The sequence below is a fragment of the Candidatus Cloacimonadota bacterium genome, assembly GCA_021734245.1.
Lineage (GTDB): Bacteria > Cloacimonadota > Cloacimonadia > Cloacimonadales > TCS61 > B137-G9.
The window spans coordinates 1-10,564 of record JAIPJH010000104.1 but is presented as its reverse complement, the minus strand read 5'-3'; the positions used below and the strand labels follow the sequence as shown (position 1 = coordinate 10,564).

At 36.6% G+C, this 10,564-nt stretch carries 7 protein-coding genes; 5 read left to right on the top strand and 2 right to left on the bottom strand.

Translation table 11 applies throughout. The features are described 5' to 3' along the window. The 5 genes from K9N40_12040 to K9N40_12020 form a co-directional block, all read left to right on the top strand. On the top strand, positions 1-524 hold a 524-nt coding region (locus tag K9N40_12040; protein ID MCF7815199.1), incomplete at its 5' end, for a T9SS type A sorting domain-containing protein. 78 nt (positions 525-602) lie between these two features. Beyond that, positions 603-3,914 (top strand): hypothetical protein, encoded by a 3,312-nt coding sequence (locus tag K9N40_12035; GenBank protein MCF7815198.1) that lies wholly within the window; start codon positions 603-605, stop codon positions 3,912-3,914. A 16-nt stretch (positions 3,915-3,930) separates the two neighbouring features. Continuing rightward, positions 3,931-5,862 carry a glycoside hydrolase family 3 protein gene (locus K9N40_12030; GenBank protein MCF7815197.1) on the top strand — a complete coding sequence of 644 codons (1,932 nt, stop codon included), beginning with the start codon at positions 3,931-3,933 and terminating at the stop codon, positions 5,860-5,862. A gap of 537 nt (positions 5,863-6,399) precedes the next feature. Beyond that, positions 6,400-7,227: a proline iminopeptidase-family hydrolase gene (locus K9N40_12025; protein MCF7815196.1), complete on the top strand. Its 828-nt coding sequence runs from the start codon at positions 6,400-6,402 to the stop codon at positions 7,225-7,227. A 418-nt stretch (positions 7,228-7,645) separates the two neighbouring features. Beyond that, positions 7,646-8,992, top strand: a complete 1,347-nt coding sequence (locus tag K9N40_12020; protein ID MCF7815195.1) for an RES domain-containing protein — start codon at positions 7,646-7,648, stop codon at positions 8,990-8,992. A gap of 4 nt (positions 8,993-8,996) precedes the next feature. On the opposite strand, the gene K9N40_12015 is transcribed toward K9N40_12020, so the two are convergent. Both K9N40_12015 and K9N40_12010 read right to left on the bottom strand, forming a co-directional pair. Further along, the gene (locus K9N40_12015) at positions 8,997-9,926 is read right to left on the bottom strand and encodes a hypothetical protein (GenBank protein ID MCF7815194.1); all 930 of its coding nucleotides are present in this window, start codon (positions 9,924-9,926) and stop codon (positions 8,997-8,999) included. After that, on the bottom strand, positions 9,927-10,564 hold a 638-nt coding region (locus K9N40_12010; protein MCF7815193.1), incomplete at its 5' end, for a hypothetical protein. It abuts the gene before it with no gap.

Genomic DNA, 10,564 nt, shown 5'->3' with positions numbered 1-10,564 from the left:
CGAATCCACCTAACATTCTTGTACAGTGGAGTGCTCCATCAGATGATCGTGCACTTGTATCTTACAACATTTATCAGGATGGAACACTTGTAACTAATACAACTTCTACTTTCTTCCTGCATGCAAATGTACCTACAGGCTTCTATGTATACAATATTGCAGCTGTATTCACAGGAGATTATGAAGGTGTGTGGTCAGTAGATGCTGAAGTAGATCACACCGGAACAGATCCGAATCTGATCCCGGCGGTAACATCACTGAACGGCAACTATCCTAACCCCTTCAATCCAACTACAACTATTGCCTTTGGATTGACCCAGGATGAAACTGTAGCTCTTGTAATCTACAACATCAAAGGTGAAAAAGTACGTACACTGGTAAGCGGTGAACTTGAAGCCGGAATGCATGATGTAACCTGGTATGGAAAAGATGATAGTGGCAAGAATGTAGCAAGTGGTGTTTACTTCTACAAAATGAAAGCTGACAAGTATGTTCAAACTAAAAAAATGATCCTGATGAAGTAATCGTTAAATAAAGCAGCCGGTGAAGACAATTTCACCGGCTGCAAACTTATAATTAATATCGATCTAAGGAGGATAGTGTTGACTTCTCAGCAAGGAACACAATATCAATTAAAAAATAATGGTGAATTTATAATTTCAAACTATAATTCAACCAAACTGTTCTCAAGTTTTTTCCCTGGTGTAGCAGGTAAAAACGGAATTCCCATGTGGACTTTCTATGTGAATCGCGGACAATGCATTTGCAGTATGGGAATAGAAGGTAAACATCACCCAATTATGGAATTTTTACCAGCAAATTGGGCATATAATCTGGTTACAACTCAGGGATTCAGAACTTTTTTGAAATTTCCAGCTGATTCAGCCGTTAAATTCTACGAGCCTTTTCAAAATAATTTGAGAGATGAAGAAATAGATCGTTCTCAAAATATGACGATTTCAGCATCTAAATTGAAACTGGAAGAGGTAAATCACACTTTGGGGTTAAAATTTACTGTGGAATATTTTAATATTCCTCAGGAAAATTATGCTGGTCTTATTCGTCGTGTTCAGATCACGAATTTAGGTGATAATCCCGTGCAATTTGAAATGCTGGATGGGTTGCCACTAATCATTCCCTACGGAATCGACAACAATGGCCTGAAGTTCATGCGGCGCTTGTTCGAAGCTTTTGTGGAAGTTGTGAATTTCGAGAATAAAGCACCGTTCTTTAAAGGCAAAGTAAAACCAGCCGACCGCCCGGATGTGGTGAAGATCAAAAAAGGAAATTTCTATCTAGGCTTTGCAGAAGATGGTAAACTGGTTACGCCAATCGTTGATCCGGTAAAAATATTCGGAATTCGCGGTGATTACAATTATCCGCAGAATTTTCTGCGTTCAGATTCAGAAGAAATAATAAAAGGTCAGATATTAGAAAATAGGCTTCCCTGCGCTATGGGGCTGGTTAAATCGAATATTGCTACCGGAGAGACTTATACTTATAATTCCGTTATTGCTCATGCAACTTCAGTTCAGGAATTGAATGATCTGATCCCAAAAATAACGCAGCTGGATTATATTGATAAGAAAGCAAAGCAGGATAGCGAAATTATAAAAACACTCACTCAAAATAATTTCATCTGCAGTTCCAGCCATCATTTAGATCAATACGCCAGACAGAACTTTCTGGACAATGCTCTTCGTGGTGGATTTCCACATACATTAAAGGGGAAAAATCATTCAATAGCATTACATCTCTATTCCCGAAAGCATGGTGATCTGGAGCGCGATTACAACGATTATCGTTTGAATCCAACACCCTATTCCCAGGGAAATGGAAATTATCGTGATGTGAATCAGAATCGCCGTTGTGATCTCTATTTCAATCCTGATGTACAGGAAGGCAACGTTGAACATTTTTATAATCTGATCCAGTTGGATGGCTTCAATCCTCTCGTGATCAAAGAAAAGAGATTTTCCATAATCGATTCAGAGAAATTGAGAAAAGTTCTTTCCGAATATCTTGATAAGAAGGATGTCGAATCCGTAATTTCGAACATGCAGAAACCATTTACACCAGGTGAATTGATGACTTTCTTAAGAAACAGCAAAATCAAGATCGCTGGTGAAAATGACAGTTTTATAGCTGATTTTCTAAGTATATGCGAACTGAGTCACGATACGCGATACGGGGAAGGTTTCTGGACGGACCACTGGACTTACAATCTGGATCTGCTGGAAAATTTCCTGGCTGTGTTTCCGGATAAGAAGAAGCAATTATTGTTTGAAAAGAAAGATTCCACTTTTTATGATAATCCTCATCGAGTCCAACCCAGAGATGATAAGTACGTTGTATGGGAAGGCAAAGCCATGCAGTTGAATTCAGTGATCTTTGATGAAGAAAAAGATGATCTGATAAATCTGCGAAAGAGTGATAAAAATAAAGTTCGCACAGAATACGGCACCGGGCAGATTTACAAAACAACATTATTTAACAAAATGCTTTCCCTGCTGGTGAACAAACTTGCTTCCCTGGATGCAAATGGTGTTGGTGTGGAAATGGAAACTGACAAACCAAACTGGTATGATGCGCTGAATGGTCTTCCTGGATTGATCGGTTCCAGCCTTAGTGAAACACTGGAAGTGAAACGCCATATTCTATTCATGCTGGAAGCTCTGGAAGAGATATATCCAGAAGTTATAGATTTTGTCATCTTTGAAGAATTGATAGCATTCATGAATGGATTGAATAAGATTTTAAAAGCAGATTCAACTTCGTTTGAATTCTGGGATAAAGCAACCTCCAAAAAAGAAAAATACCGTACCAAAACACGTTTGGGAATTAGCGGAAAGGAAGTTAAAATTTCTAAAGACGATATAGTTTCATTCCTGAAAGCTGGATTGAAAAAACTAAATATTGGAATCTCAAAAGCTTGGAATGAAAAAGATGGAGTTATCAATACATACTTCGTAAATGAACCGACGGAATATAACATAATCAAGATAACTGATTCTGCTGGACATGAAACTGATAAGTTAAATGAAAAAGGACTTCCCTGTTTCAGAGCAAAGAAATTCCGGCAGAAACCTTTACCTCTTTTCCTGGAAGGACCCGTTCACTATCTGCGCTGTCACAAAGATCAAGAAAAAGCTGCCGAACTTGCAAATAATATTAGGCAAAGTGGACTTTATGATCAACAACTCAAGATGTATAAAGTAAATGAATCTCTGGCAGATCAACCACATGAGATCGGCAGAGCCAGAACATTTTCACCCGGCTGGTTCGAAAATGAATCGATCTGGCTGCACATGGAATACAAATATATGCTGGAACTTCTGAGAAACAGACTTTACGATCAATTCTACAGTGATTTCAAAAACGTATTTATCCCATTTTTAAAACCGGAAGTTTACGGCAGAAGTATTCTGGAGAATTCATCGTTTATCGTTAGCAGTGCCAATCCTGATCCTTCCATTCACGGTAATGGATTTGTAGCGCGCTTAAGTGGTGCAACAGCAGAATTTATAAATATTCTATCATTCATGACAATCGGACAGAAACCATTTGAAGTTGATGAAAATAATGAGCTTTATTTCAGCTTGGATCCTGCACTTCCTGGCTGGCTTTTTACAAAGAAATCTGAAAGCAGAAAATTAATGCTTGATGGTACATGGCAGGATGTTGAATTTTCTGAAGATACTTTCAGTTTTATATTTCTGGGAGAGATCTTGGTTACTTACCATAATTCAAAGAGAAAAGATACTTTTGGAGAAAATGCAGCTGTAGTTTCTTCCTGGAAATTGATAGATAAAGTAGGGAATAATACAATTATTAAAGATAATAAATTATCCGGTAAATTAGCTGAAAAAATCCGAAATAGAGAAATTAAGCGAATTTATGTGGATTTAAATTGAGATTGGAGAATATATTATGAAAAATTTTGAAAATAGAATTTCCGAGTTATTGGCAAAAATGACTCTTGATCAAAAGGTCGGACAGATCGTGCAACCTGAAAGACAGTTTGTTACACCGGAAGAAGTTAAAAAATATCATATTGGTTCTGTTCTTAGTGGTGGCGGTTCTGTTCCAGGGGAAAATAAACCCGAAGATTGGATCAAAATGAATGATGAATATTGGGCAGCTTCCATGGAAGAAGATGAAGATCATTTAGCTATTCCATTGATCTATGGAGTAGATGCAATTCATGGTAATACAAATGTTTTGGGAGCTGTTGTTTTTCCGCATAATATTGGTCTGGGTGCTGCTCACGATCCTGATCTGCTGGAGAGAGTGGCTTCCACCACAGCTAAAGAAATTGCCGCAATAGGTGTGGAATGGACTTTTGCTCCCACCTTGGCTGTTGCCCGTAATGATCATTGGGGTAGAACTTATGAGAGTTATTCTGAAGACCCCAAGATCGTATCTGAATATGCTCCCAGATTTGTAATGGGATTGCAGGGAAATTATACTGAAGAAAACGTGATAGCCTGTGCTAAACATTTCATTGGAGATGGTGCAACCCTGCACGGTATTGATCAGGGAGATATGTGTATCAGTGAAGAAGAATTGCGAAAGCTTCACGTACCACCATACAAAGCAGCTATCGATGCTGGCGTGCTGACAGTGATGGTTTCGCTAAGTAGCTGGTTTGGCGAAAAATGTCACGGTCATAAATTCCTGCTTACCGATCTGCTCAAAAATGAGTTAGGTTTTAACGGATTTGTAATTTCAGATTGGGATGGAATCGATTATCTGGATGAAAGTTATGAAGAATCTTCTGTGATGGCTTTAAATGCCGGAATGGATATGTTCATGATCACTGGAAAATGGAAAGAATTCATCGATCACATTAAAAAGAATGTACAAAATGGACGAATTCCTATGGAACGCTTGGATGATGCTGTTCGTCGTATTCTAAGAGTGAAATTTGAATTTGGTATGTTCCAAAAACCAAGACCTTCTGAAAGAAAATTATCCCAAGACACTTCTTGTTTTGGTTCTGAAGAACACCGGGAAGTTGCCCGGGAAGCTGTACGCAAATCAATGGTAATGCTGAAAAATGAAGATGATATCTTACCACTAAAAAAAGATGCCAAAATTTTAGTTGCTGGAAAAAATGCTCACAACCGCGGTTATCAATGTGGTGGATTCACCGTAGCCTGGCAGGGTGTAGATGATGCAGATGAATCAAAAGACCAATCCTATATAATGTCTGATTCTGAAAAAGAGAAACTAAGAGATAAAAAAGTGAAAAAAGAGACACCTCACAGATCATCAATTATTGGTGGAACTTCTATCTGGGAAGGCATTCAAAGAGTTGCTCCAAACGCCGAACTAAACGTCGATGGCTTAAATGCTGATCCCGAAAAGCACGAGGTTGCGATCGTATGTATTGGTGAAATACCTTATGCAGAAATGCTGGGTGATATCAGAATAGAAGGCCTTGCTAAAGGCTTGAAGATCAGCAAAGGTTCCACTGCTGATGAAACTTATGATAAAGACGATGCAACAATCATGAAAGAAGGACCTTATGGAACACATCTGTATCTGCATGAACTTCATCCGGAAGATCTTGAAACTATCAGAAATATTACCAGCAAAGGTATTCCGGTAGTTGCTGTCATGATCTGTGGACGTCCGCTGGTAATTGAGCAGGAATTGGCAGAAACAAAAGCATTTGTAGTTGCCTGGTTCCCCGGCTCGGAAGGGCAAGGAGTTGCTGATGTACTATTTGGTGATTATCCAATACAGGGAAAACTCAGCTTTTCCTGGCCGCGCTACGATGATGAGAACTGGAATCTGGGTGATGAAGGTTATAATCCCATGTTTCCATATGGATTTGGTTTGGAGTACAAGAAATAAATCTAGAAAAAAATAGAAAATAATAATCCCGGTAACCAGAAATGGAGCTGGGATTTTTTTCTCTGTCAAATTAGCAGATTTTTGAAGTATACTTCTGCGTCTTTTCTTTGACAGATAATCATCCGCGAATTAATTTTAATCAATAGAATTCCTCGACGCTTGCGTCGGGGTTTTCCGAAATTTCTCCCCTGTTTGAGGGGAGATGCCGAAGGCAGAGGGGTAAATAATGAAAATTCGATTTTCAGCTTGCTGAAATAAATTTAGATACACCTTGGCTCTGCCACGGTGATAGTCAAATTTAAGAATTTTCTTTAATTCAATGAATTTTGGGAATAAGGAAATGAAGTGGTTAAATATCAAATCAAATTAGCTGCTGCTGATTCAGACAATGTTTTGAAACTTTGGCATAAGACAGGCTGGGTGAGGAATACAATGAATTCATGTACAACATTTTTTAAAATATTGATACTTTCTGGAATTTTAATAGGAGGATGTGTTATGCCAAAAAAGCATGAAATTACAAAATCTACTGAGAATATGGAAGAAGGTTTCATCTCTGTAACCGGTGGCAAAGTCTGGTACAAAATTGTGGGCAAGAATAAATCCGAGATACCGCTTCTCATTCTGCATGGCGGTCCCGGTGCTTCGCATACCTATCTGGAGCCTCTGGAAAAACTTGCCGATAAGCGTCCTGTTGTTTTCTATGATCAACTGGGCTGCGGCAATTCCGAAAGACCGGCTGATACTTCACTGTGGACCATAGACCGTTTTGTGGAAGAACTGCAGCAGGTGCGTAATTCTTTAGGATTGGATCAGGTGCATTTGTTAGGGCAGTCGTGGGGTTCGTCATTGGCAGCAGAATATATACTTACGAAAAAACCCGAAGGCGTGAAGAGCGTCATCCTCTCCGGCGCATTACTCAGCACTTCCAGCTGGATTGCAGATCAGCAGATATATATCGAGCAATTACCGGAAAAGACCAGAAACGCCATCCTGCAGTGCGAAAAAACCGGAGAATACAATTCACCGGAATATCAAAATGCCATGATGGAATTTTACCAGTTACACGTCTATCGCCTGGAGTCTTGGCCCGAGTGTCTTAACAGAGCATTTTCTGAACTTAATTTTGCGCAATATGAATACATGTGGGGTCCAAGTGAATTTACAGTGACGGGCAGTTTGAAAAATTATGAACGAGTAGACCAATTGTACAAGATCGATCTTCCGGTTTTATTCACTTGTGGAGAATTTGACGAGGCAACACCAGCAACGACCCGATATTATCAAGAAAATCTACCCGGTTCCAGACTTCACATTTTCGAGGATGCTTCTCATGAACATCATCTTGAAAAAACTAAAAAGTGACACCCAAACCTGCCACCTGATAAAACGATTAGCCGGTTCGGTATCTCTTTTAATATTAGGTTGATAACTCGCTTTTGCAGTCGTTTTTTCAAATCTGCCATTAGCGGTCTTTTCAGGGAGTTCCTTATCAGAACGAATCCACCTTTGCGGTCTTTTTAGGGAGCTGCTGTGTCTCCTAAATGCTTTTATCTATTAGGTTTATCAAATGCTTACTCGTTTAGGGATAGGCAGAACGATGCACAACCATACCGTTTTTACGCTTTTTCGCTTTTTCACTTTCTGAAAAAACGGTTTTTAAGGGCAAAATGAAAAAACGGTGAAAAAACGATCGAAAATTCGCTTTACCCGAATTTCGGAATTAAATTGACATATTCACTCGACTTGAAACTCTTAAATAAAAAAATAAAGAATATTGGGAATGAAAGGTATGGGAGTATCATTATTTAGATTTTTATCTGATCAATATCAGCACGGTCTTAAGCAATATGCAGAAATTGAAACTGAAAGATTCGAGGATGTTCTAAGGAATTATAAAGAGATTTTTTGGTCAGAATTTAATCATTTGGAAAATATATCTGATTGTTGCGAACTTAATCCAAAAATTGATGATTTTTCTCAAAGTAGCAAGCAGAATATGTGGAATTGGCTTGACTGTCTTCAAGATAGAATTTTGCAATCATCTTCCCAGCTACAGGTTTTCTTTGATGATCTTATTAATATATATGAAACTTATATTAATGGTAATACATTTTTAGCTTCGAATTTAACTAACAGTTTATTGAGTACAAATAATCTATTTGATTCAGTTTCTAATTTCGAAGAATACTACCCAGTTACTTTTCGAGGCAGATTTAAAAAGAAATATAAAGGTTGTAATCTTTGTAAACGGTTAAAATCCTACATAGAAAATAATTTATTAAAGACCAATCAATCAGTAGATTACTTTTATCATGTTCCTTTTAATGAATTATACAAGATTAATAATTATCGATTCAGTATTACTGGGCAACCATTTATATATTTAGGAGCTTCCTTACCAACAGTTATTTTAGAACTTCGCTCTGATTTAAATAAATTCAATCAATTAGATTTTTCTATTTGGTGTATTAGGGATAATGAAACATTAACTATGTACGATATTTCAAATTACTTATTTGATTTAATTAATTTAAACATTATACCCATTTTTGGAAGTGGTTCTAATTTATCTTGTCAACACACACATGTTATTCCAAACATCTCAACATTCATCACTGACTTTAAGAAATTTATTATATCTCAATTTTGTACTTTTAAAAAGAAGGACATCAAAGGGCAAGCTTTTATCGAACAATATGTTATACCACAATTGATTACAGAGCAAATTAGAAATTATCCGAATATAAGTTATGATGGCTTCATATTTCCATCTACTCAATTTCAAAATAGGGCTACATCAAAAGATCAAGAAAGATATTATGGGCTGTTCAAAAATAATATTGCACTATTTACTAATTACTCAAGTTGTGATAATCATGATAATAATCTATTATCTAAATTTGATATTTCTGTTATTAATAAAGATTCCAGGATTAGTTCGGAAGAATATAAAAGAGAATGTGATAAAATTTTTAGAAGAAATCATTCAAGAGCTGTTTTAAAAGCTAAATTAATATTACTGAAAGATTATTATGACCAAATGTTAGTAGACAATGTTAATTTGTCAGATTTGAAATCAATAAAAGTCCAGTTTTCTTCAATTCTAAATTATATGAAAAACATTTAATAAACTATACTGATTGGAAAAGGTTAAGAAATTCATCTAATCCAATCGGTATAGTTGAGATATCTAATATTTTATAAGCAACTTTTGTTTTCTTTAATAAATTTTTATCATTTGATACGAAGTACTTAGAATCTGCTATTGAAGCATATGCTGCATGCTGAGAATCAGCTTGTATATTTTTTTGAGCTCTATCTGAGGCATATCTAACTTGATCTAAAAATAAGAATATTAGCATTGTCTCATCTAAACGAGATTTAATCATTTTTCCAGCATGTTTAAATAGGGTTTTTAAAAGAGCTTCAAATTTCTCTGTATCTCCATTCTGCAATTCTGAATTAATGTCTTGAAAAGTATTTGTAGTATCTGCATCAAATAACTCATTTTTCCTCTGTCTATAGACTTTTGGATCTGATATCGTTTTATTATTCCATTCGGTGAAATACTTCATTACATCCATTAGAGTGTTATTATTATCAGGTTTATATGGAGAATTAGTAGGTATCGGTGATGGAATCATCTTTAGAAAAGAATTTAACATTCCACCTAAAGGATCATCGGGTTCAAAAATCGTTTCTAAATTCAAAACTGGATTATGGTTTTTAAGCATATGATCATATATGTTTTTGGGATTTTCTATTAGAAACTTGAATTCTACATCTAATATGTTGTAGCTCAAATAAATATCTTGTGTAATCTTTGATATCGCTGCGAGATCATTAGAACAATCAAAAGAACCTGGATCATTTATGGGGATCAAATCACTAATATGAGCATCAGAATAATAGGATAATATTTCTTTATCTGATAATAGCTTTTGTATTTTCTCAAATTGATCCGAATACTTCATTTCATTTTTGAATAGGAAATCTCGATAGTAAGCAATTATATTCCAATCAAAATAAGTAACAATGGGACTTTTAGTACTTGTATTCATTTACACCACCCTAAACAACAAAGCCATCTCACCGAGTATCCTGAAAGTCTCCAGTTCGTATTCTTCTAAGACAATTACATCGTATTCTTGATTAAGCGGTCTTAGAAGAACTCGCTTTTTCTCTTCATCAAGCTGTAGCTTCTTGAGTGTAATACCATCCGGTGTCTGGCAGGCACATATTTTTCCATTTAAGTTATGAATATCCGCTGATTCATGTATAACCACAATATCACCATCGGAAATTCTGGGAGACATACTATTTCCCAATACCCTAAGTGCGCAATAAGTTTTTTCTTTATCGGATAAGTAAGCTCTGGGAATCTCAATATACTTCATTGGCTCGATATCGTGATTCTTAACAGGTTCTCCGGCTGCTATCTCTCCGTAGATGGGCAAAGTTATATTCCTGGCTTCAAAGGGATTGATTCTGTATTGAAATACAGATCCGTTACCAGATAACTCTTCCAGATTTGCCTTTTTGCCATCCAAATTCAGTTTCCCATCTGCACCCGGAATGAACATTTCGCCTTTTCCGGTGATCAGCCAGTTAAGATTCAAGCCATATACTTCATTAATACGAGCCATCGCAGGTGGTGAAGGTTTACTTGGCTTGGTTCGGTTTACCCAATCAGAAACAT